The sequence below is a fragment of the Chitinolyticbacter meiyuanensis genome (genome assembly GCF_008033135.1).
Taxonomy (GTDB): domain Bacteria; phylum Pseudomonadota; class Gammaproteobacteria; order Burkholderiales; family Chitinibacteraceae; genus Chitinolyticbacter; species Chitinolyticbacter meiyuanensis.
This window is the reverse complement of record NZ_CP041335.1, coordinates 1,077,010-1,094,817: the sequence shown is the minus strand read 5'-3', so window position 1 is coordinate 1,094,817 and position 17,808 is coordinate 1,077,010. Positions and strand designations below refer to the sequence as shown.

The window sequence follows — 17,808 nt, the reverse complement described above, 5'->3', positions numbered from 1 at the left end:
GCGGGGTTTTCCACCCTATCCCGCAAGCACGGCAAAAGCCGGTTTCAGTCCATGTCTTCCAATTGGTTGCGCACGCGGCGCCTCATCAGTGTGCTGCTTCATCTCGCCCGCGGCATCGCCGTTGCTGCCTGGCGCTTTCCGCGGCTTTCCGAGGCGGAGCGTCTTTGCCGCATCCAGTCGTGGTCGCTGGCGCTGACCCACAAGCTGGGCATTTCGATCCGGGTCCAGGGCATTGCGCCCGGCCTGTATCCAGCCAACCACCTGTTGCTGTCCAACCACATCTCCTGGCTGGACATCTTCGTGCTGAACACGGTGACCGTATCGCGCTTCGTCGCCAAGGCGGAGATCCGCGACTGGCCCGTCGTTGGGCGGCTGTGCCATGCCACCGGTACGCTGTTCATCGAGCGCGAACGCAAGCGCGACACCGCGCGCGTCAACAACGACATGATCGAAGCACTGCAAGGTGGGCACTGCGTGGCCGTATTTCCAGAGGGAACGACTTCGGACGGCAAGGGCATCCTGCCGTTCCGCTCGTCGTTGCTACAAGCCGCGATCGACGCGCAAGCAACCATCCAGCCGGTCTACCTGCGCTACACCGACCGTGACGGCAACTGGTGCGATGCAGCGGCTTATATCAACGAGATGACGTTGACCGAATCGCTATGGAAGCTGCTGGGCGCACGCGGGCTGGTCGCCGAGATCAACTTCTTGGCGCCGTTCCCGGTCGGCAAGGAAGACCGGCGCACCGTCACACGCTTTGCCGAGGCACGGATCAAGGCAGCACACGAAGCGCTCTGCCGACACCATCACTCCAAGGCCTGATACGCCTTCTGCGCCGGAACCTGAATGATGCGGCTGGTATCGAGGTCGACTGCGGTCAGCAGTCCGCCCCAAATACAGCCCGTATCCAGCGCCCAGACTTCATCCCGCATCATCAGGCCGAGGGCGGACCAGTGGCCGCACACCACGCGCGGCAGCGCCTTGCGGGGGGCGTCGAACCAGGGCGTCAACCCCTTGGGCGCATCCGCCACCTCCCCCTTGAACTTGAGCTGCAGCGCGCCCTCCTCATCGACAAAACGCATCCGGGTGCAGGCGTTGATGGTGAAGCGGCAGCGCTCGATCCGGCTTTCAGCCTGCTTCCAGTGGGCCGGCTTATTGCCGTACATCTCGACGAACGCCGCCTGCCAGTCCGGAACGGCCAGTGCGGCCTCCACCTCGGCACACGCTGCCACCGCCTGTTTCAGGCTCCAGCGCGGCCAAACGCCGGCATGCACGATCACGGTATCGTCCAGCACCCGCAGCAAAGGCTGACGCCGCAGCCAGTCGGCCAGCGCCTCGGCATCGGGTGCCGCCAGCACGTCGCCGATCGTGTCCCCTCCCTTCAGCGTGCCATGGCCCGCGAAGCAGGCCAGCAGATGCAGATCGTGGTTGCCCAGCACCACCTGCACTGCATCACCCTGTTCACGTGCCCAGCGCAGTACCTGCAGCGATCCGGGCCCGCGGTTCACCAGGTCACCGACCGGATACACCACGTCCCGCGCCGGGTCGAAATCGATGGCAAACAGCAGGGCCTGCAGTTCGTCCCAGCACCCCTGGATATCACCGATCGCGTAGCGGGCCATCGTCCTCACTCTCTACAATGAACATCATCCTCCCTGCGACCGGACACCATGCTCACCACTCCCCTGCCGTCCCTGGAAGCCTGGGTCAGCTACTTGGCCGATCGCGAGCTGCCGATCTTGCAACACACATTGAGGCAGTTGCAAGCACTGCAAGGCCGCGCCGACGAGATCAGCCTGCATGACATCGCCGGCCCCATCAATCAGGATGCCCTGCTCACGCTGCAGGTGATCCGCTATCTGCAACACCATCGCCAGCATAGCCAAGTCACCGACGTGAACACGGTCGACCGCGTACTGATGATGATCGGCACGCGCGGCTTCGTCCGCCACTTCGGCGGCACCACCATCCTGGAAACCGTGCTGGCACAGCACCCCGATGCGCTCGCGGGCACGCGCCGCATGTTGGAACGCGCCACCTTCGCCGCCAGGATCGCCGAACGGATCGCGGCACGGCGTCATGACATCGACCCCAGCGAGGTAGTCACGGCCTCGCTGCTACACGATACGGCCGAGATCCTGCTATGGCTGCACGCGCCGGCGCTGGCCACGCAGATCGAACAGCTATTGAGTGCCCAGCCCGGATTGCGCAGCCGCGACGCCCAACGACAGGTTTTGGGGCATACGCTGTTCGAGATCCAGCTGGAACTGGTCCATCGCTGGCGGCTACCTCGACTGCTTGCTCACTTGATGGACGAACGTCAGTTGACTGAACCGCGCGTACGACTGGTGATGGTTGCCGCCGCACTGGCGCGACATCTGGCGAATGGCTGGTACGATCCCGCATTGCCCGACGACTACCGCGCCGTAGCCGATCTCACGCTGTTGCCGCACGATGCCGCCTATGCGCTGGTGCGCGACGCTGCACAGCACGCCGCCAGGCATTGGAGCGGCTACCAGTCGTTGCCGGCGCTGGCGATGCGGCCCCTCGAACCACGCCCAGGCGACGTACCGACCATCCCCGACGCCGGATAGCGCGCAAAAACAAAGGCCAGTGCAAGCACTGGCCTTTGTCGTCATCTTAGCCGCGATTACTCGCCGGCTTCGACCACTTCGGCATCTTCCGGACGGTCGACCAGCTCGACGAATGCCATCGGGGCATTGTCGCCAGCGCGGAAACCGCACTTCAGGATACGCAGGTAGCCGCCGTTACGGGCTGCATAGCGCGGGCCCAGCACGTCGAACAGCTTGACCACGATCTCGCGATCGCGGGTGCGGTCGAACGCCAAGCGACGGTTCGCCAGCGACGGTGCCTTGCCGAGGGTGATCAGCGGTTCTGCGACACGACGCAGTTCCTTGGCCTTCGGCAGCGTGGTTTTGATGACTTCGTGACGCAGCAGCGCGTTCGCCAGGTTGCGCAGCAGCGCTTGGCGATGGCTGGAGGTACGGTTGAGTTTACGATTACCTAAACGGTGACGCATTTGTCAGTTCCTTTACCTTGACCGGTTACGGCTTGTCCAAGCCGGCCGGCGGCCAGTTTTCGAGGCGCATGCCCAGGCTGAGGCCCTTCGATGCCAGCACTTCCTTGATTTCATTCAAGGACTTGCGGCCGAGGTTCGGCGCCTTGAGAAGCTCGGTTTCGGTGCGCTGGATCAGATCGCCGATGTAGTAGATGTTCTCTGCCTTGAGGCAGTTGGCCGAGCGAACGGTCAACTCGAGATCATCCACCGGGCGCAGCAGGATCGGGTCGATCTGCGGCGCGGCCGGCTTCTCTTCCTCGACCGGCGTGCCTTCGAGATCTGCGAACACGGCGAGCTGATCCACCAGGATGCGGGCGGCTTGGCGCACTGCATCTTCCGGGGTCAGGATGCCATTGGTCTCGATTTCGAGGATCAGGCGGTCCAGGTCGGTACGCTGTTCCACGCGGGCGCTCTCGACCGAGTAGGCCACGCGGCGGATCGGGCTGAACGAGGCATCGAGCTGAATGGTGCCGATGCTGCGCGATTCCTCGCGGTTCAGGCGAGCAGGTGCCGGCTGATAGCCACGCCCCTTCTCGACCTTGATTTCCATGTTCAGCTTGCCACCGGTCGACAGGTGAGCAATGACGTGGTCGGGATTGACCACTTCCACGTCGTGCGGCACCTGAATGTCGGCAGCCTTGACCACGCCAGCACCATCCTTGGTCAGCGTCAGCGTCACGGCCTCACGGCCGTGCAGCTTGAGCACCACGCCCTTGAGATTCAGCAGGATGTCGACCACGTCTTCCTGCACGCCATCGAGCGCGCTGTATTCGTGGACGACACCTTCGATCTTCACCTCAGTCGGCGCATATCCGGGCATCGAAGACAGCAGGATGCGGCGCAGGGCGTTACCGAGCGTATGGCCGTAACCGCGCTCGAACGGCTCCATCACCACCCGAGCCTGGGCGGCCGATTGAGCCTGCACGTCGATGATGCGCGGCTTGAGCAACTCATTAGCGAGGTTTTGCATGTATCAGTATCCCTTGGCCTTTCCGGGGCAGCTAATTACTTGGAGTAGAATTCCACGACCAGCGATTCGTTGATGTCGCTGGACAGATCGGAACGCTCTGGCGCGCTCTTGAACACGCCTTCCATTTTCTTGCTGTCGACGGCAACCCAGTTCGGGAAGCCGATACCTTCGGCCAGCGACAGGGCTTCCTGGATACGCACCTGCTTCTTCGCCTTTTCGCGAACGCTAACGGTATCGCCAGTCTTGACCTGGAACGACGGGATGTTCACGACCTTGCCGTTCACCACGACAGCCTTGTGCGACACCAGCTGGCGCGCTTCGGCACGAGTCGAGGCGAAGCCCATGCGGTACACGACGTTGTCGAGACGCGACTCAAGCAGCTTGAGCAGGTTCTCGCCGGTCGAGCCCTTGCGGCGCGCGGCTTCTTCGAAATAGCGACGGAACTGACGTTCCAGCACGCCGTAGATGCGACGGATCTTCTGCTTTTCACGCAGGTGAACGCCGTAGTCCGACAAGCGGGTGTTCTTAGCGCCGTGCTGGCCTGGGGCTTGTTCCAGCTTGCACTTGCTGTCGAGCGAACGACGCGCGCTCTTGAGGAAAAGATCCGTGCCTTCGCGACGTGCGAGTTTGCACTTGGGTCCAATATAACGAGCCATGTTCTACTCCGGGATTAGATACGACGCTTTTTCGGAGGACGGCAGCCGTTGTGCGGCACAGGCGTCACATCCGAAATGCTGGTGATCTTGAAGCCGAGCGCGTTCAGAGCACGCACAGCGGATTCACGACCCGGACCAGGACCCTTGATACGGACTTCAAGGTTCTTCACACCATATTCTTGGGCAACTTTACCAGCGTGCTCCGCAGCAACCTGTGCCGCGAAGGGTGTACTTTTCCGAGAGCCCTTGAAACCAGCACCGCCCGAGGTAGCCCAAGAAAGTGCATTCCCTTGGCGATCGGTGATGGTCACGATCGTGTTGTTGAAGGACGCATGAACATGCGCAATGCCTTCAGACACGCTCTTTTTGACTTTCTTCCGTACACGCACTGTGTTTGCTTTAGCCATACTAAAAATCCTTTAATTCAACCGGCCGGAATTACTTCTTGCCGGCGATGGGCTTGCGCGGGCCCTTACGGGTGCGCGCATTGGTACGCGTGCGTTGACCACGAACCGGCAGACCCTTGCGATGGCGGAAACCACGGAAGCAGCCAAGGTCCATCAGACGCTTGATGCTCATGGTGACTTCACGACGCAGGTCACCTTCGACGGTGTACTTGCCGACTTCTTCACGCAGTTTGTCGAGTTCAGCTTCGCTGAGATCCTTGACCTTCTTGCTCGGCTCGATGCCGGCGGCGGCGACAACGGCTTGGGCGCGGGTGCGACCAATGCCGTAGATTGCCTGAAGGCCGATCACAGTATGCTGATGATTAGGGATGTTAACCCCAGCAATACGGGCCATACTTCTTTACCCCAGGTTCTTCCAAAAAGTTGCGGATTATAGCAACAGGAGCCGTACAGCTCAATCAGCCCTGACGCTGCTTATGCCGCGGGTCGGTGCAGATCACGCGAACGACGCGATTGCGACGGATGATCTTGCAGTTGCGGCAGATTTTCTTGACCGATGCTTGAACTCTCATCGTTCTGGTCCTTTCTACTTAAGTGAAATCCCGGAGAATCACTTCGTCCGGAATACGATGCGAGCCTTGGTCAGATCGTACGGCGTAAGTTCCACCGTAACCTTGTCACCGGGGAGGATGCGGATGTAGTGCATCCGCATCTTGCCGGAGATATGACCGAGGATCACATGTCCGTTTTCAAGCTTGACCCGGAACGTTGCGTTGGGCAGCGTTTCCAGGACTTCGCCCTGCATCTGAATGACGTCTTCTTTAGCCATAAAGATTTGGTCTGTTAAGCGTCCTAGGCGCCCTTGAAATTTGCCTTCTTCAGCAGGCTTTCGTACTGATGCGACAGTACGTAGGACTGCATCTGAGCCATGAAGTCCATGGTCACCACCACCAGAATCAGTAGCGAGGTGCCACCGAAGTAGAACGGCACGTTCCACTTCAGAATCAGGAATTCAGGAATCAGGCAAATCACGGTGATGTACACCGCGCCAATCAAGGTCAGCTTCAGAATCAGCTTCTCGATGTACTTCGCGGTGTTGTCACCCGGACGATAGCCCGGAATCATCGCCCCGCTCTTCTTCAGGTTGTCCGCGGTTTCCTTGGGATTGAAAACCAGGGCCGTGTAGAAGTAGCAGAAGAAGATGATGGCAGCGGCGTAGAGCAACACGTAGACAGGCTTGCCGGGGTGCAGCTCATCGCCAATGACCTTGAGCCAGCCCAGCGATTCGCTATTGCCGGTCCACGACAGCAGGGTGGCCGGGAACAGGATGATCGACGACGCGAAGATCGGCGGGATCACGCCTGCCATGTTGATCTTCAGTGGCAGGTGCGTGCTCTGCGCCTGCATCACGCGGTTGCCCACCTGGCGCTTGGCATACTGCACCGGCACCTTGCGCTGGCCGCGCTCGACGAAGACCACGGCAGCAGTCAGCAACACCACACCGACGGCCAGTACCAGCGCCATGATCTCGTGCAGGCTGCCGGCCTGGACCAGCGACAGCGTCTTGCCGATTGCGCTCGGTACGCCTGCGGCGATACCGGCACAGATCAGGATCGAGATACCGTTGCCGATGCCACGCTCGGTGATCTGCTCACCCAACCACATCAGGAACATGGTACCCGTCACCAGCGTAACCACCGTGGTGAACACGAACAGCGTCTGCGGCAGCAGCACCAGACCAGGCTGCTTGAACAGCATCATGGCGATACCGAAGCTCTGCGCGGTCGCCAACAGCACGGTCGCGTAGCGCGTGTACTGCGTGATCTTGCGACGACCGGCATCGCCTTCCTTCTTCAGCTGCTTGAGCGAAGGGAACACCTCGGCGCCGAGCTGCATGATGATCGACGCCGAGATGTACGGCATGATCCCGATGGCAAACACCGTGAAACGCGACAGCGCACCACCGGAGAACATGTTGAACATGTTCAGGAGGCCCGTCTGCGACGAGTTGAACAGCTTAGCCAGCTCGACCGGGTTGATGCCCGGCACGGGGATGTGTGCACCGATGCGGTACACAATCAACGCGCCGATCAGAAACCAGATTCGCTTCTTCAGATCCGCAAACTTGCTGCCTGCGGCTGCCATACCGGGATTTGCCACGTGATCGCCTCTGCTTTAAGCGCGTTTACTCGACGATGCTACCGCCAGCGGCTTCGATCGCGGCGCGGGCACCCTTGGTGGCGGCGACGCCCTTCAGAGTGATGGCACGCTCGATCTTGCCCGAGGCGATGACCTTGACGGTGAGCGCATGCTGACCGATCACGCCGGCCTGCAGCAGCACTGCAAAGTCGATTTCGTTGACCGGCAGTGCATTCAGATCGCCCAGGCGAACCTCGGCGCTCTTGCCCTTGGCCAGTGACACGAAGCCGCGCTTCGGCAGACGACGATGCAGCGGCATTTGACCGCCTTCGAAGCCAACCTTGTGGAAGCCACCAGCGCGGGACTTCTGACCCTTGTGGCCGCGACCGGCAGTCTTGCCCAGGCCGGAGCCGATGCCGCGACCGACACGCTTCTTGGCGTGGGTTGCGCCTTCGGCAGGCTTGAGGTTGTTCAGTACGAGAGACATGGTTAGCCCTCCACCTTCAGCAGATAGCTGATCTTGTTGATCATGCCGCGGTTGGCCGGGGTATCGATCACTTCAGCCGAGCTGTTCAGCTTGCGCAGACCGAGACCACGTGCGCAGGCACGGTGCGATTCGAGGCGACCGATCACGCTCTTGACGAGCGTCACCTTGATCTTCTTCGCTTCGGACATTACGCATCCCCCAGAATTTCTTCGACCGTCTTGCCACGCTTGGCCGCGATTTCGCTCGCGGTATTCAGCTTGGCCAGACCGTCCAGCGTGGCGCGAACCACGTTGTACGGGTTGGTCGAACCATGGATCTTCGCGGTGACGTTCTGCACGCCAGCCACTTCGAACACGGCACGCATCGGGCCACCGGCGATGATGCCGGTACCTTCCGGCGCCGGCTGCATGAACACGGTGGTAGCGCCATGACGGCCCACGACGGTGTGCGGCACGGTGCCATTCTTCAGCGGGGCCTTGGTCAGGCGACGACGCGCCTCTTCCATGGCCTTTTGCACGGCAACCGGCACTTCCTTCGACTTGCCCTTGCCCATGCCAACGCCGCCATCGCCGTCACCCACGACGGTCAGTGCGGCGAAGCCGAGAATACGGCCACCCTTCACGACCTTGGTGACGCGATTCACGGCCACCATCTTTTCGCGAAGGCCGTCGCCGCGATCTTCTACTTCGTTCCTAGCCATTTGATCACTCCAAATTAGAAGACGAGGCCGCCTTCGCGAGCAGCATCAGCCAATGCCTTCACGCGACCGTGGTAATGGAAACCGGAGCGGTCGAACGCAACCTTTTCCACACCCGCAGCACGAGCCTTCTCGGCGATGCGCTTGCCGATCAGGGTAGCTGCTTCAACGCTGCCGCCGTTCTTGACCTGCTCACGCAGTTCCTTCTCGGCGGTCGAAGCGCTGGCAAGCACCTTGCTGCCGTCGGCAGCGATGACCTGCGCGTAGATGTGGCTGTTGGTACGGTGCACCGACAGGCGCACCACCTTGAGCTCCGCAATCTTGGCACGGGTTTTACGTGCACGGCGGAGTCGAGTCTCTTTCTTGTCCATGATTCAGCCTCGATTACTTCTTCTTGGTTTCTTTCAGAACAACCACTTCGTCCGAATAACGAACGCCCTTGCCCTTGTAGGGTTCCGGCGCGCGATAAGCGCGGATTTCAGCAGCGACCTGACCAAGCAGCTGTTTGTTGGCAGACTTCAGGATGACTTCGGTCTGCGACGGGGTTTCGACCTTGACGCCAGCGGGCATCGGGTGCGCCACCGGGTGGGAGAAACCGAGAGTGAGATTCAGCAGGTCGCCCTGGGCCTGGGCACGATAGCCCACGCCAACCAGGTTCAGCTTGCGCTCGAAGCCCTTGTTCACACCGGTCACCATGTTGTTGACCAGCGCGCGCAGCGTGCCGGACATGGCACGGGCGGGCTTGCTGCCATCCTTGGCGGCAAACTTGACTTCGTTGTTCTCGACCTTGACTTCGACGTTGGCGGCGAGCACCTGGGACAGGCTGCCGTTGGCACCCTTCACCACGATCGCGCCGTCAGCGATCTTCACTTCCACGCCGGACGGGATGACGACCGGGTTCTTCGCTACACGAGACATTGGTTCACCTCATTACGCGACGATGCAAAGCAGCTCGCCGCCAACACCGTTGGCACGCGCTTTGCGATCGGTCATCACACCCTTGGACGTCGACAGGATTGCCACGCCAAGACCATTCATCACTTGCGGGATGTCCGCAGCGCCCTTGTAGATGCGCAGGCCAGGCTTCGAGATGCGTTCGATGCGCTCGATGACCGGACGGCCGGCGTAGTACTTGAGCTCGATGGTGAGCTCGGGCTTGGTTTCGCCAGCGACGGCGAACGATTCGATATAGCCTTCGTCCTGCAGCACCTTGGCGATAGCCACCTTCAACTTGGAAGACGGCATAGTCACGGTGCCCTTGTCCGCACGCTGCGCGTTACGGATGCGGGTCAGCATATCGGCGATAGGATCATGCATTGCCATGTTATTTCTCTCCTATTACCAGCTAGCCTTGACCATGCCGGGGATTTCACCCTTCATAGCCAGTTCGCGCAGCTTGTTACGGCCGAGGCCGAACTTGCGGAACACGCCGCGCGGGCGGCCGGTAATCGAGCAACGGGTACCGGTGCGAACCGGGCTGGCGTTGCGCGGCAGTTTTTGCAGCGACAGGCGAGCAGCAAAGCGCTCTTCTTCGCTCGCGTTCACGTCATTGGCCACGGCCAACAGCTTTTCGCGCTTGGCGGAAAACTTGGCGACGGTGGCGCGGCGCTTTTCTTCGCGTTTGATCAGTGCGAGTTTAGCCATGTTGTTCGCCTCAATTCTTGAACGGGAACTTGAAGGCGGCCAGCAGGGCGCGCGCTTCGTCGTCGGACTTGGCGGTGGTCGTGATGGTGATGTTCATCCCGCGCAGAGCATCGATCTTGTCGTACTCGATTTCCGGGAAGATGATCTGTTCCTTCACGCCCATGTTGTAGTTACCGCGACCATCGAACGACTTGGCCGAGATACCACGGAAGTCACGCACGCGCGGCAGCGCGATGGTGACGAGGCGGTCCAGGAATTCATACATCCGATCACGACGCAGGGTGACCTTGCAGCCAACCGGGTAACCGTCACGAATCTTGAAGCCGGCGATCGACTTCTTGGCCTTGGTCACGACCACCTTCTGGCCAGCGATCTTTTCCAGATCACCGACAGCGTGTTCCATGACCTTCTTGTCAGCGACCGCTTCACCCACACCCATGTTGATGGTGATCTTTTCGATGCGCGGCACTTCCATGATCGACTTGTAACCGAACTGCTCGATGAGCGCCGGAACGATCTTTTCTTGGTAAATATCTTGCAGACGAGCCATGTTCTACCCCTTAGCCGCCGATCACTTCGCCGGTCGACTTGAAGACGCGGACTTTCTTGCCGTCTTCGAGGACCTTGAAGCCCACGCGGTCAGCCTTGCCGGCAGCCGCATTGAAAATCGCCACATTGGACACGTGGATCGACATGGTCTTTTCCACGATGCCGCCTTGCTGGCCGCGCATCGGGTTCGGCTTCTGGTGCTTCTTCACCACATTGATGCCTTCGACCACGACACGGTCTTCGGTCGGCAGAACGCGCAGCACGGTGCCGCGACGACCCTTGTCCTTACCGGTGATGACGATGACTTCGTCACCCTTGCGAATCTTGTTCATCCCGTTCCCCTTACAGCACTTCCGGCGCCAGCGACACGATCTTCATAAAGCGCTCGGTACGCAGTTCACGCGTTACCGGTCCGAAGATGCGGGTGCCGATTGGCTCCAGCTTGTTGTTCAGGAGCACGGCGGCATTGCCGTCGAACTTGATCAGCGAGCCATCGGCGCGACGCACGCCCTTGGCGGTACGAACCACCACGGCGTTGTAGACGTCGCCCTTCTTGACACGACCACGGGGGGCCGCATCCTTGATGGTCACCTTGATGATGTCGCCCACTGCTGCATAGCGACGCTTGGAGCCACCCAACACCTTGATGCACATCACGTGACGCGCCCCGGTGTTGTCAGCAACCTCCAGCATGGATTGCATTTGAATCATGGAAAAACAACCTCCAACTTAATCTGCGAATGTTTCGGCAAAGACCGGAACAGTGCCCGGCAAAACCGGGCCAAGACGCAGCCAGTTTTGGACCCCGAAGGGGAAAAACACGATGGATTTGACTCCATCGCAAGACGGAAAAACGGGCATTGTACGCGAAGTACAATGCCCGTGCAAGCACTTGAGCAGTCTAAAGAATTAGACCACGCGTGCCTTTTCGACCAGCTCGGTAACCACCCAGCTCTTGGTCTTCGACAGCGGGCGACCTTCCGCGATCGTGACCAGATCACCTTCGTGATACTGATTGGTTTCGTCGTGCGCGTGATACTTCTTGGAACGACGCATCACCTTGCCGTAGAGCGGGTGCTTGACCAGATGCTCAACCAGAACGGTGACAGTCTTGTCCATCTTGTCGCTGACCACTCGACCGGTCAGCGTGCGCTTCAGTTTTGCTTCGCTCATGTTACGCCGCCTTCTGGGCCAGGATGGTACGGACGCGCGCAATGTCCTTGCGCACACGCTTGATCTCGGTGTTCTTGGCGAGCTGGCCGGTAGCGGCCTGCATGCGCAGACCGAACTGTGCACGCAATAGGGCAGTCAGTTCGCCCTTGAGCTCGTCGACCGACTTTTGACGAAGTTCAGCAGCTTTCATCATTGCCCCACTTGACGAGTGACGAAGGTCGTCGCGAACGGCAGCTTGGCCGAAGCCAGGCGGAACGCTTCGCGGGCGATTTCTTCGCTCACGCCGTCCAGTTCGTACAGCACCTTGCCAGGTTGAATTTCGGCAACCCAGTAATCCGGGCTACCCTTGCCGTTACCCATACGCACTTCGGCCGGCTTGGTCGAGATCGGCTTGTCCGGGAACGCACGGATCCACACACGGCCACCACGCTTGATGTAGCGGGTGATGGCACGACGCGCCGATTCGATCTGGCGGGCGGTCAGGCGACCACGGCTGGTGGCCTTCAGGCCCCAGGTGCCGAACGCAACGCTATTGCCACGGGTGGCGATACCGGTGTTACGGCCCTTTTGTACCTTGCGGTACTTGAGTCTAGTTGGCTGCAGCATTGCGAGGCCCCTTTCGTGCTTTACGCTGGGTTTCCGGCGCCGGCTCAGCGGCCTTCTCGCCAGGCTTCACTTCGCCCTTGTAAACCCAAACCTTGATCCCGATGATGCCGTACGTGGTCTTGGCTTCGCTGGTCGCGTAGTCGATGTCGGCACGCAGGGTGTGCAGCGGCACACGGCCTTCGCGATACCACTCGGTACGGGCGATTTCGATGCCGTTCAGACGGCCGGACGACATGATCTTGATGCCCTGGGCACCCAGACGCATGGCGTTCTGCATGGCGCGCTTCATGGCACGACGGAACATCACGCGCTTTTCCAGCTGCGACGAGATGCTGTCGGCAATGATCTGCGCGTCGATTTCCGGCTTGCGCACCTCTTCGATGTTGACGTGCACCGGCACCTTGAGGACGTTCTGCAGCTCTTTCTTCAAGAGCTCGATGTCCTCGCCCTTCTTGCCGATCACCACACCCGGACGTGCGGTGTAGATGGTGATCTTGGCATTCTTGGCCGGGCGCTCGATGACGACGCGGCTCACCGAAGCGTTCGCCAGTTTCTTCTTCAGAAACTCGCGGACTTCGATGTCCTCGGTTAGCATCTTGCCGAAGTTACGGCTGTTGGCGTACCAGCGCGAGGCCCAGTTCTTGGTGACGGCGAGACGAAAACCCGTCGGATGAATTTTCTGACCCATAATCGCTCCTTAGTCGCCCACAGTCAGCGTGATGTGGCAGGTCTGCTTCTCGATGCGGTTGCCGCGGCCTTTGGCACGAGCGGAGAAACGCTTGAGAGACGGACCCTTGTCCACAAAGATGGTCTTGACCTTGAGGGAGTCGATATCGGCGCCGTCATTGTGTTCAGCGTTGGCGATAGCCGATTCCAGCACCTTCTTGATCAGGACTGCGGCCTTCTTCGGGCTGAAGGTCAGGATGTTGATGGCCTGCTCCACAGGCTTGCCACGAACCAGGTCTGCGACCAGCCGAGCTTTCTGTGCGGAGAGGCGAGCATTGCTCAGTACAGCGGATACTTGCATGTCTTCACCTTAGCGCTTGGCTTTTTTGTCCGCGGCATGGCCTTTGAACGTGCGGGTGAGCGCGAACTCGCCCAGCTTGTGGCCAACCATGTTTTCGTTCACATAGACCGGAACGTGTTGCTTGCCGTTGTGCACAGCGATCGTCAGACCGACGAAGTCCGGCAGAACGGTAGAACGACGCGACCAGGTCTTGATCGGGCGCTTGTCGTTCGACGTACGGGCAGCCTCGACCTTCTTGATGAGGTGCAGGTCGACGAACGGACCCTTCTTGACAGAACGTGCCATGTTCAATTACCCCTTGTTCGCAGGACGACGACGAACGATCATGCCGTCGGTACGCTTGTTGTTGCGGGTACGGTAGCCCTTGGTCGGCTGGCCCCACGGGCTAACCGGCACACGACCTTCACCAGTACGACCCTCACCACCACCGTGCGGGTGATCGATCGGGTTCATCGCAGTACCGCGGACGGTCGGACGAATACCCAGCCAACGCTTCGCACCGGCCTTGCCGTACGAGCGCAGGATGTGCTCTTCGTTACCCACTTCGCCCAGGGTGGCGCGGCAGTCGATGTGCACCTTGCGGATTTCACCGGAGCGCAGACGCAGCTGGGCGTAAGCACCTTCGCGAGCCAGCAGCTGGACCGAAGCACCAGCTGAACGGGCCAGCTGGGCACCCTTGCCAGGTTGCAGCTCGACGCAGTGAATGGTCGAACCCACCGGGATGTTGCGGATCGGCATGGCCGAGCCAACCTTGATCGGCGCTTCCGGACCGGACAGCACCACGGCACCCGCCTTCAGACCCTTGGGGGCGATGATGTAGCGGCGCTCGCCATCGGCATAGCACAGCAGTGCGATGTTGGCGGTACGGTTCGGGTCATATTCCAGGCGCTCAACCGTTGCCGGGATGCCATCCTTGTTGCGCTTGAAATCGATCACGCGATAGTGCTGCTTGTGGCCACCACCCTTGTGACGGGTAGTGATCACGCCGCGGTTGTTGCGGCCAGCGGTCTTGCTTTGCGATTCCAGCAGCGGGGCGTACGGGGCGCCCTTGTGCAGATCCGGGTTCACCACCTTGACAACGGCGCGGCGACCAGCGGACGTCGGTTTTACTTTAACCAATGCCATGTTCAAGTCTCCTTATTGCGCGGCTGCAAGGTCAATTTCTTGACCCGGAACCAGGCTGACATAAGCCTTCTTCCAGTCCTTGCGGGTGCCGTTGAAGCGGCCAAAACGCTTGGACTTGCCCTTGACGTTCACCACGGTCACGCCCTGGACCTTGACCTTGAACAGCAGTTCGACCGCTGCCTTGATCTCGCTCTTGGTCGCATCGGTGGAGACGCGGAATACGATCTGCTCGTTCTTGTCGGCAACCAACGTGCTCTTTTCCGAGACGATGGGTGCACGCAGAACCTGCAGCAGACGGTTTTCGGTAAATTGCGTCATGCGTAGATCTCCTCGAGAGCCTGGAGCGCATCGCGGGTCAGGACCAGCTTGTTGAAGCGGACGAGGCTAACCGGATCGACTTGGGACGGCTCGAGTACGAGCACGTTCGGCAGGTTGCGGGAAGCGAGATACAGGTTCTCGTCCAGCTCCTTGGTCACGATCAGGGCCGAATCCAGCTTGAGCGCTTCGAGCTTTTGCACGAAAGCCTTGGTCTTCGGCGCTTCGAGCGCGAACGAATCGACCACCACCAGACGGTCTTCGCGCACTAGCTGCGACAGGATGGTCGCAATGCCAGCACGGAACATCTTGCGGTTGACCTTCTGGCTGAAGTTCTCGTCCGGGCTATTCGGGAAGGTCTTACCACCACCACGCCACAGCGGCGACGAGCTCATACCGGCACGAGCGCGACCCGTACCCTTCTGACGCCACGGCTTCTTGGTGGTGTGCTTGACTTCGGAACGATCCTTCTGAGCACGATTGCCACTGCGCGCGTTGGCGAAGTAGGCCGTTACGACCTGGTGCACCAGCGCTTCGTTGAACTCACGCGCGAACAGGGCATCGGAACCGGCGACGGCGGCTTGCGCCTCGCCCGATGCATTGATGACTTTCAGTTCCATTACGCACCTGCCTTGACACTGGGGCGCACGACAACGTCGTTGCCCTTGGAACCCGGAACCGCACCCTTGACGAGCAGCAACTGGCGCTCGACATCGATGCGAACCACTTCGAGGTTCTGCACGGTGGACTTCACATTGCCGTACTGACCAGCCATGCGCTTACCCGGGAAGATACGACCCGGATCCTGCGCCTGACCAATGGAACCCGGCGTGTTGTGCGAACGCGAGTTACCGTGGGTGGCACGGTTGGAACTGAAGTTGTGACGCTTGATAACGCCCGAGAAACCCTTACCCTGCGAGGTTCCGGTGACGTCGACCAGCTGACCAGCAGCGAACAGCTCAACGGAAAGCGCATCACCTGCCTTCAGATCAGCCAGCTTTTCAGCGGCAACCCGGAACTCGACGAGTCCGAGGCCGGCTTCAACGCCTGCCTTGGCAAAATGACCGGCTTCCGCTTTGTTGACGCGGTTGGCCTTCTTGGCACCGAAAGTCACCTGAACAGCTGCATAGCCGTCGGTTTCTGCGGACTTGATTTGCGTGACGCGATTGGCCGACATGTCCAGCACCGTTACCGGAATGGATGCACCATCCTCGGCAAAGACGCGGGTCATGCCGACTTTGCGACCGACAAGACCTAAGCTCATAGTTATTTCCTTTACAGGGCCGATTGCGATTGATCGGCTAATAACCAGTTAAAAATAAACGGGCTTACCGCCCAAAGACGGCAAGCCCGCGATACTAGCACAGCTTTTTCTTATGTCGCAAGCACTTAGCGTGCTTGCGACATTCGAATTACTGCAACTTGATCTCGACGTCGACGCCAGCCGGCAGATCCAGCTTCATCAGCGCGTCAACGGTCTTGTCGGTAGGATCGACAATGTCCATCAGGCGCAGATGGGTACGGATCTCGAACTGGTCGCGCGAGGTCTTGTTCACGTGCGGCGAACGCAGCACGTCGAAACGCTCGATCTTGGTCGGCAGCGGAACCGGGCCCTTGACCACGGCGCCGGTGCGCTTGGCGGTCTCGACGATTTCCTGGGCCGAACGGTCGATCAGTGCGTAATCGAACGCCTTCAGGCGGATACGGATTTTCTGGCTTTGCATTGCATCCAGTCCTTATTCGATGATCTTGGCAACGACACCGGCGCCGACGGTACGACCGCCTTCACGGATGGCGAAGCGCAGACCTTGTTCCATGGCGATCGGTGCGATCAGCGACACGGTCACTTCCACATTGTCACCCGGCATCACCATTTCGGTACCTGCCGGCAGCTCGACCGCACCGGTCACGTCGGTGGTACGGAAGTAGAACTGCGGACGATAGCCGTTGAAGAACGGGGTGTGACGACCGCCCTCTTCCTTGCTCAGCACGTAGACCGAACCTTCGAACTTGGTGTGCGGGGTGATCGAACCCGGCTTGGCCAGCACTTGGCCGCGCTCGACTTCCTCACGCTTGGTGCCGCGCAGCAGCGCGCCGATGTTGTCGCCAGCCTGGCCTTGGTCCAGCAGCTTGCGGAACATTTCCACGCCGGTGCAGGTGGTCTTGGTGGTCGGCTTGATACCGACGATTTCGATTTCTTCGCCGACCTTGATGATGCCACGCTCAACGCGACCGGTCACCACGGTACCGCGACCCGAGATCGAGAACACGTCTTCCACCGGCATCAGGAAGGTACCGTCGATGGCACGCTCCGGCTCCGGGATGTAGGTGTCGAGGGCATCGGCCAGACGGAAGATGGCGGGTTCGCCGTATTCCGATTGGTCGCCTTCGAGGGCCAGACGCGCCGAGCCGGTGATGATCGGGGTGTCGTCACCCGGGAAGTCGTACTTGGACAGCAGCTCGCGCACTTCCATTTCGACCAGCTCGAGCAGTTCGGCGTCGTCCACCAGGTCAGCCTTGTTCAGGAAGACGATGATGAACGGCACGCCAACCTGGCGCGACAGCAGGATGTGTTCGCGGGTTTGCGGCATCGGGCCATCAGCGGCCGAGCAGACCAGGATCGCGCCGTCCATCTGGGCGGCACCGGTGATCATGTTCTTCACATAGTCAGCGTGACCCGGGCAGTCGACGTGCGCGTAGTGGCGCTTTTCGGTTTCGTATTCGACGTGGGCGGTGTTGATCGTGATACCGCGAGCCTTTTCTTCCGGCGCGCTGTCGATCTGGTCGTAGCCCTTGGCTTCGCCGCCGAACTTCTTCGACAGGATGGTGGTGATCGCTGCGGTCAGAGTGGTCTTGCCATGGTCAACGTGACCGATGGTGCCCACGTTCACGTGCGGCTTCGTCCGCGCAAACTTTTCTTTTGCCATTGCTGTA

At 60.2% G+C, this 17,808-nt stretch carries 33 protein-coding genes; 2 read left to right on the top strand and 31 right to left on the bottom strand.

The features are described 5' to 3' along the window. Positions 1-51 precede the first annotated feature (51 nt). Positions 52-822: a lysophospholipid acyltransferase family protein gene (locus FLM21_RS05310; RefSeq protein WP_187360099.1), complete on the top strand. Its 771-nt coding sequence runs from the start codon at positions 52-54 to the stop codon at positions 820-822. Here FLM21_RS05310 and FLM21_RS05305 read toward each other — a convergent pair. Further along, positions 807-1,622, bottom strand: a complete 816-nt coding sequence (locus FLM21_RS05305; protein ID WP_148714566.1) for a symmetrical bis(5'-nucleosyl)-tetraphosphatase — start codon at positions 1,620-1,622, stop codon at positions 807-809. The genes FLM21_RS05310 and FLM21_RS05305 overlap by 16 nt on opposite strands. Positions 1,623-1,670: 48 nt before the next feature. Between FLM21_RS05305 and FLM21_RS05300 the strand changes: the two genes are divergently transcribed. Continuing rightward, complete coding sequence (locus FLM21_RS05300; RefSeq protein WP_148714565.1) at positions 1,671-2,594, top strand: HDOD domain-containing protein; 924 nt, start codon at positions 1,671-1,673, stop codon at positions 2,592-2,594. Between the two features lie 56 nt (positions 2,595-2,650). Here the strand turns inward: FLM21_RS05300 and rplQ are convergent, their stop codons facing one another. The 30 genes from rplQ to tuf all read right to left on the bottom strand — a co-directional run bounded on the left by rplQ (position 2,651) and on the right by tuf (position 17,801). After that, positions 2,651-3,040, bottom strand: a complete 390-nt coding sequence (gene rplQ / locus FLM21_RS05295; RefSeq protein WP_148714564.1) for a 50S ribosomal protein L17 — start codon at positions 3,038-3,040, stop codon at positions 2,651-2,653. A gap of 25 nt (positions 3,041-3,065) precedes the next feature. After that, positions 3,066-4,049, bottom strand: a complete 984-nt coding sequence (locus tag FLM21_RS05290; RefSeq protein ID WP_148714563.1) for a DNA-directed RNA polymerase subunit alpha — start codon at positions 4,047-4,049, stop codon at positions 3,066-3,068. 35 nt (positions 4,050-4,084) lie between these two features. After that, positions 4,085-4,705 (bottom strand): 30S ribosomal protein S4, encoded by a 621-nt coding sequence (gene rpsD / locus FLM21_RS05285; protein WP_148714562.1) that lies wholly within the window; start codon positions 4,703-4,705, stop codon positions 4,085-4,087. Between the two features lie 14 nt (positions 4,706-4,719). Beyond that, positions 4,720-5,112 carry a 30S ribosomal protein S11 gene (gene rpsK, locus FLM21_RS05280; protein ID WP_053939957.1) on the bottom strand — a complete coding sequence of 131 codons (393 nt, stop codon included), beginning with the start codon at positions 5,110-5,112 and terminating at the stop codon, positions 4,720-4,722. Positions 5,113-5,143: 31 nt separating this feature from the next. Next, on the bottom strand, positions 5,144-5,506 hold the full coding sequence (gene rpsM, locus FLM21_RS05275) for a 30S ribosomal protein S13 (protein WP_148714561.1): 363 nt from the start codon (positions 5,504-5,506) through the stop codon (positions 5,144-5,146). Between the two features lie 64 nt (positions 5,507-5,570). Next, a complete protein-coding gene (gene rpmJ, locus FLM21_RS05270; RefSeq protein ID WP_018748524.1) occupies positions 5,571-5,684 on the bottom strand; it encodes a 50S ribosomal protein L36 in 114 nt (37 codons plus the stop codon). 38 nt (positions 5,685-5,722) lie between these two features. Further along, a complete protein-coding gene (gene infA, locus FLM21_RS05265) occupies positions 5,723-5,941 on the bottom strand; it encodes a translation initiation factor IF-1 (protein ID WP_148714560.1) in 219 nt (72 codons plus the stop codon). A gap of 23 nt (positions 5,942-5,964) precedes the next feature. Further along, entirely contained in the window at positions 5,965-7,257 is a 1,293-nt protein-coding gene (gene secY, locus FLM21_RS05260; protein WP_187360186.1) for a preprotein translocase subunit SecY, read from the bottom strand. A 40-nt stretch (positions 7,258-7,297) separates the two neighbouring features. Next, positions 7,298-7,738 carry a 50S ribosomal protein L15 gene (gene rplO / locus FLM21_RS05255; protein ID WP_148714558.1) on the bottom strand — a complete coding sequence of 147 codons (441 nt, stop codon included), beginning with the start codon at positions 7,736-7,738 and terminating at the stop codon, positions 7,298-7,300. A gap of 2 nt (positions 7,739-7,740) precedes the next feature. Beyond that, the gene (gene rpmD, locus FLM21_RS05250; RefSeq protein ID WP_148714557.1) at positions 7,741-7,926 is read right to left on the bottom strand and encodes a 50S ribosomal protein L30; all 186 of its coding nucleotides are present in this window, start codon (positions 7,924-7,926) and stop codon (positions 7,741-7,743) included. Continuing rightward, a complete protein-coding gene (rpsE, locus tag FLM21_RS05245; protein ID WP_148714556.1) occupies positions 7,926-8,438 on the bottom strand; it encodes a 30S ribosomal protein S5 in 513 nt (170 codons plus the stop codon). The genes rpmD and rpsE overlap by 1 nt, the downstream gene beginning before the upstream one ends. Positions 8,439-8,452: 14 nt before the next feature. Then, entirely contained in the window at positions 8,453-8,806 is a 354-nt protein-coding gene (rplR, locus tag FLM21_RS05240; protein ID WP_148714555.1) for a 50S ribosomal protein L18, read from the bottom strand. A 13-nt stretch (positions 8,807-8,819) separates the two neighbouring features. Further along, positions 8,820-9,353, bottom strand: a complete 534-nt coding sequence (gene rplF, locus FLM21_RS05235; protein WP_148714554.1) for a 50S ribosomal protein L6 — start codon at positions 9,351-9,353, stop codon at positions 8,820-8,822. A gap of 12 nt (positions 9,354-9,365) precedes the next feature. Beyond that, positions 9,366-9,758, bottom strand: a complete 393-nt coding sequence (rpsH, locus tag FLM21_RS05230; RefSeq protein ID WP_148714553.1) for a 30S ribosomal protein S8 — start codon at positions 9,756-9,758, stop codon at positions 9,366-9,368. Between the two features lie 15 nt (positions 9,759-9,773). Continuing rightward, positions 9,774-10,079 carry a 30S ribosomal protein S14 gene (gene rpsN, locus FLM21_RS05225; RefSeq protein WP_148714552.1) on the bottom strand — a complete coding sequence of 102 codons (306 nt, stop codon included), beginning with the start codon at positions 10,077-10,079 and terminating at the stop codon, positions 9,774-9,776. 10 nt (positions 10,080-10,089) lie between these two features. After that, complete coding sequence (gene rplE / locus FLM21_RS05220) at positions 10,090-10,629, bottom strand: 50S ribosomal protein L5 (RefSeq protein ID WP_148714551.1); 540 nt, start codon at positions 10,627-10,629, stop codon at positions 10,090-10,092. A 10-nt stretch (positions 10,630-10,639) separates the two neighbouring features. Next, a complete protein-coding gene (gene rplX, locus FLM21_RS05215; RefSeq protein WP_148714550.1) occupies positions 10,640-10,960 on the bottom strand; it encodes a 50S ribosomal protein L24 in 321 nt (106 codons plus the stop codon). A gap of 10 nt (positions 10,961-10,970) precedes the next feature. Next, positions 10,971-11,339: a 50S ribosomal protein L14 gene (gene rplN / locus FLM21_RS05210; RefSeq protein WP_148714549.1), complete on the bottom strand. Its 369-nt coding sequence runs from the start codon at positions 11,337-11,339 to the stop codon at positions 10,971-10,973. A gap of 198 nt (positions 11,340-11,537) precedes the next feature. Next, positions 11,538-11,801, bottom strand: a complete 264-nt coding sequence (rpsQ, locus tag FLM21_RS05205; RefSeq protein WP_148714548.1) for a 30S ribosomal protein S17 — start codon at positions 11,799-11,801, stop codon at positions 11,538-11,540. A gap of 1 nt (position 11,802) precedes the next feature. Next, positions 11,803-11,991, bottom strand: coding sequence for a 50S ribosomal protein L29 (gene rpmC, locus FLM21_RS05200; protein ID WP_148717452.1), 189 nt, complete (start codon positions 11,989-11,991; stop codon positions 11,803-11,805). After that, complete coding sequence (rplP, locus tag FLM21_RS05195) at positions 11,991-12,407, bottom strand: 50S ribosomal protein L16 (RefSeq protein ID WP_148714547.1); 417 nt, start codon at positions 12,405-12,407, stop codon at positions 11,991-11,993. The genes rpmC and rplP overlap by 1 nt, the downstream gene beginning before the upstream one ends. Then, the gene (rpsC, locus tag FLM21_RS05190) at positions 12,391-13,095 is read right to left on the bottom strand and encodes a 30S ribosomal protein S3 (protein ID WP_148714546.1); all 705 of its coding nucleotides are present in this window, start codon (positions 13,093-13,095) and stop codon (positions 12,391-12,393) included. The genes rplP and rpsC overlap by 17 nt, the downstream gene beginning before the upstream one ends. Positions 13,096-13,104: 9 nt before the next feature. Further along, positions 13,105-13,434: a 50S ribosomal protein L22 gene (gene rplV / locus FLM21_RS05185; protein WP_148714545.1), complete on the bottom strand. Its 330-nt coding sequence runs from the start codon at positions 13,432-13,434 to the stop codon at positions 13,105-13,107. 9 nt (positions 13,435-13,443) lie between these two features. Next, a complete protein-coding gene (gene rpsS, locus FLM21_RS05180) occupies positions 13,444-13,719 on the bottom strand; it encodes a 30S ribosomal protein S19 (RefSeq protein ID WP_148714544.1) in 276 nt (91 codons plus the stop codon). A gap of 6 nt (positions 13,720-13,725) precedes the next feature. Continuing rightward, entirely contained in the window at positions 13,726-14,559 is an 834-nt protein-coding gene (rplB, locus tag FLM21_RS05175) for a 50S ribosomal protein L2 (RefSeq protein WP_148714543.1), read from the bottom strand. Positions 14,560-14,571: 12 nt separating this feature from the next. Then, on the bottom strand, positions 14,572-14,877 hold the full coding sequence (rplW, locus tag FLM21_RS05170; protein ID WP_148714542.1) for a 50S ribosomal protein L23: 306 nt from the start codon (positions 14,875-14,877) through the stop codon (positions 14,572-14,574). Continuing rightward, positions 14,874-15,494, bottom strand: a complete 621-nt coding sequence (rplD, locus tag FLM21_RS05165) for a 50S ribosomal protein L4 (protein WP_148714541.1) — start codon at positions 15,492-15,494, stop codon at positions 14,874-14,876. The genes rplW and rplD overlap by 4 nt, the downstream gene beginning before the upstream one ends. Further along, positions 15,494-16,138 carry a 50S ribosomal protein L3 gene (gene rplC / locus FLM21_RS05160; RefSeq protein ID WP_148714540.1) on the bottom strand — a complete coding sequence of 215 codons (645 nt, stop codon included), beginning with the start codon at positions 16,136-16,138 and terminating at the stop codon, positions 15,494-15,496. The genes rplD and rplC overlap by 1 nt, the downstream gene beginning before the upstream one ends. A gap of 148 nt (positions 16,139-16,286) precedes the next feature. Further along, positions 16,287-16,598 (bottom strand): 30S ribosomal protein S10, encoded by a 312-nt coding sequence (gene rpsJ / locus FLM21_RS05155; RefSeq protein ID WP_148714539.1) that lies wholly within the window; start codon positions 16,596-16,598, stop codon positions 16,287-16,289. Positions 16,599-16,610: 12 nt separating this feature from the next. Continuing rightward, positions 16,611-17,801, bottom strand: a complete 1,191-nt coding sequence (tuf, locus tag FLM21_RS05150) for an elongation factor Tu (protein WP_148714527.1) — start codon at positions 17,799-17,801, stop codon at positions 16,611-16,613. Between the last annotated feature and the right edge of the window lie 7 nt (positions 17,802-17,808).

Bases quoted from the DNA above. Each gene is read 5' to 3' on its own strand.
- FLM21_RS05290 (WP_148714563.1), bottom strand. From the start codon at position 4,049: ATGCAAAACCTCGCTAATGAGTTGCTCAAGCCGCGCATCATCGACGTG.
- rplO (WP_148714558.1), bottom strand. From the start codon at position 7,738: ATGTCTCTCGTACTGAACAACCTCAAGCCTGCCGAAGGCGCAACCCAC.
- rpmC (WP_148717452.1), bottom strand. From the start codon at position 11,991: ATGAAAGCTGCTGAACTTCGTCAAAAGTCGGTCGACGAGCTCAAGGGC.
- rplD (WP_148714541.1), bottom strand. From the start codon at position 15,494: ATGGAACTGAAAGTCATCAATGCATCGGGCGAGGCGCAAGCCGCCGTC.
- rplN (WP_148714549.1), bottom strand. From the start codon at position 11,339: ATGATTCAAATGCAATCCATGCTGGAGGTTGCTGACAACACCGGGGCG.
- rpsM (WP_148714561.1), bottom strand. From the start codon at position 5,506: ATGGCCCGTATTGCTGGGGTTAACATCCCTAATCATCAGCATACTGTG.
- rpsQ (WP_148714548.1), bottom strand. From the start codon at position 11,801: ATGAGCGAAGCAAAACTGAAGCGCACGCTGACCGGTCGAGTGGTCAGC.
- rpsJ (WP_148714539.1), bottom strand. From the start codon at position 16,598: ATGCAAAGCCAGAAAATCCGTATCCGCCTGAAGGCGTTCGATTACGCA.
- rpmJ (WP_018748524.1), bottom strand. From the start codon at position 5,684: ATGAGAGTTCAAGCATCGGTCAAGAAAATCTGCCGCAACTGCAAGATC.
- infA (WP_148714560.1), bottom strand. From the start codon at position 5,941: ATGGCTAAAGAAGACGTCATTCAGATGCAGGGCGAAGTCCTGGAAACG.
- rplV (WP_148714545.1), bottom strand. From the start codon at position 13,434: ATGCAAGTATCCGCTGTACTGAGCAATGCTCGCCTCTCCGCACAGAAA.
- rplE (WP_148714551.1), bottom strand. From the start codon at position 10,629: ATGGCTCGTCTGCAAGATATTTACCAAGAAAAGATCGTTCCGGCGCTC.
- rpsE (WP_148714556.1), bottom strand. From the start codon at position 8,438: ATGGCTAGGAACGAAGTAGAAGATCGCGGCGACGGCCTTCGCGAAAAG.
- rplW (WP_148714542.1), bottom strand. From the start codon at position 14,877: ATGACGCAATTTACCGAAAACCGTCTGCTGCAGGTTCTGCGTGCACCC.
- rplP (WP_148714547.1), bottom strand. From the start codon at position 12,407: ATGCTGCAGCCAACTAGACTCAAGTACCGCAAGGTACAAAAGGGCCGT.
- FLM21_RS05310 (WP_187360099.1), top strand. From the start codon at position 52: ATGTCTTCCAATTGGTTGCGCACGCGGCGCCTCATCAGTGTGCTGCTT.
- secY (WP_187360186.1), bottom strand. From the start codon at position 7,257: ATGGCAGCCGCAGGCAGCAAGTTTGCGGATCTGAAGAAGCGAATCTGG.
- tuf (WP_148714527.1), bottom strand. From the start codon at position 17,801: ATGGCAAAAGAAAAGTTTGCGCGGACGAAGCCGCACGTGAACGTGGGC.
- rpsN (WP_148714552.1), bottom strand. From the start codon at position 10,079: ATGGCTAAACTCGCACTGATCAAACGCGAAGAAAAGCGCCGCGCCACC.
- rplR (WP_148714555.1), bottom strand. From the start codon at position 8,806: ATGGACAAGAAAGAGACTCGACTCCGCCGTGCACGTAAAACCCGTGCC.
- rpsD (WP_148714562.1), bottom strand. From the start codon at position 4,705: ATGGCTCGTTATATTGGACCCAAGTGCAAACTCGCACGTCGCGAAGGC.
- rpsC (WP_148714546.1), bottom strand. From the start codon at position 13,095: ATGGGTCAGAAAATTCATCCGACGGGTTTTCGTCTCGCCGTCACCAAG.
- rplC (WP_148714540.1), bottom strand. From the start codon at position 16,138: ATGAGCTTAGGTCTTGTCGGTCGCAAAGTCGGCATGACCCGCGTCTTT.
- rpmD (WP_148714557.1), bottom strand. From the start codon at position 7,926: ATGTCCGAAGCGAAGAAGATCAAGGTGACGCTCGTCAAGAGCGTGATC.
- rplX (WP_148714550.1), bottom strand. From the start codon at position 10,960: ATGAACAAGATTCGCAAGGGTGACGAAGTCATCGTCATCACCGGTAAG.
- FLM21_RS05305 (WP_148714566.1), bottom strand. From the start codon at position 1,622: ATGGCCCGCTACGCGATCGGTGATATCCAGGGGTGCTGGGACGAACTG.
- rpsH (WP_148714553.1), bottom strand. From the start codon at position 9,758: ATGGCAATGCATGATCCTATCGCCGATATGCTGACCCGCATCCGTAAC.
- rplB (WP_148714543.1), bottom strand. From the start codon at position 14,559: ATGGCATTGGTTAAAGTAAAACCGACGTCCGCTGGTCGCCGCGCCGTT.
- rpsK (WP_053939957.1), bottom strand. From the start codon at position 5,112: ATGGCTAAAGCAAACACAGTGCGTGTACGGAAGAAAGTCAAAAAGAGC.
- rplQ (WP_148714564.1), bottom strand. From the start codon at position 3,040: ATGCGTCACCGTTTAGGTAATCGTAAACTCAACCGTACCTCCAGCCAT.
- rpsS (WP_148714544.1), bottom strand. From the start codon at position 13,719: ATGGCACGTTCTGTCAAGAAGGGTCCGTTCGTCGACCTGCACCTCATC.
- FLM21_RS05300 (WP_148714565.1), top strand. From the start codon at position 1,671: ATGCTCACCACTCCCCTGCCGTCCCTGGAAGCCTGGGTCAGCTACTTG.
- rplF (WP_148714554.1), bottom strand. From the start codon at position 9,353: ATGTCTCGTGTAGCGAAGAACCCGGTCGTCATCCCGTCCGGCGTGGAA.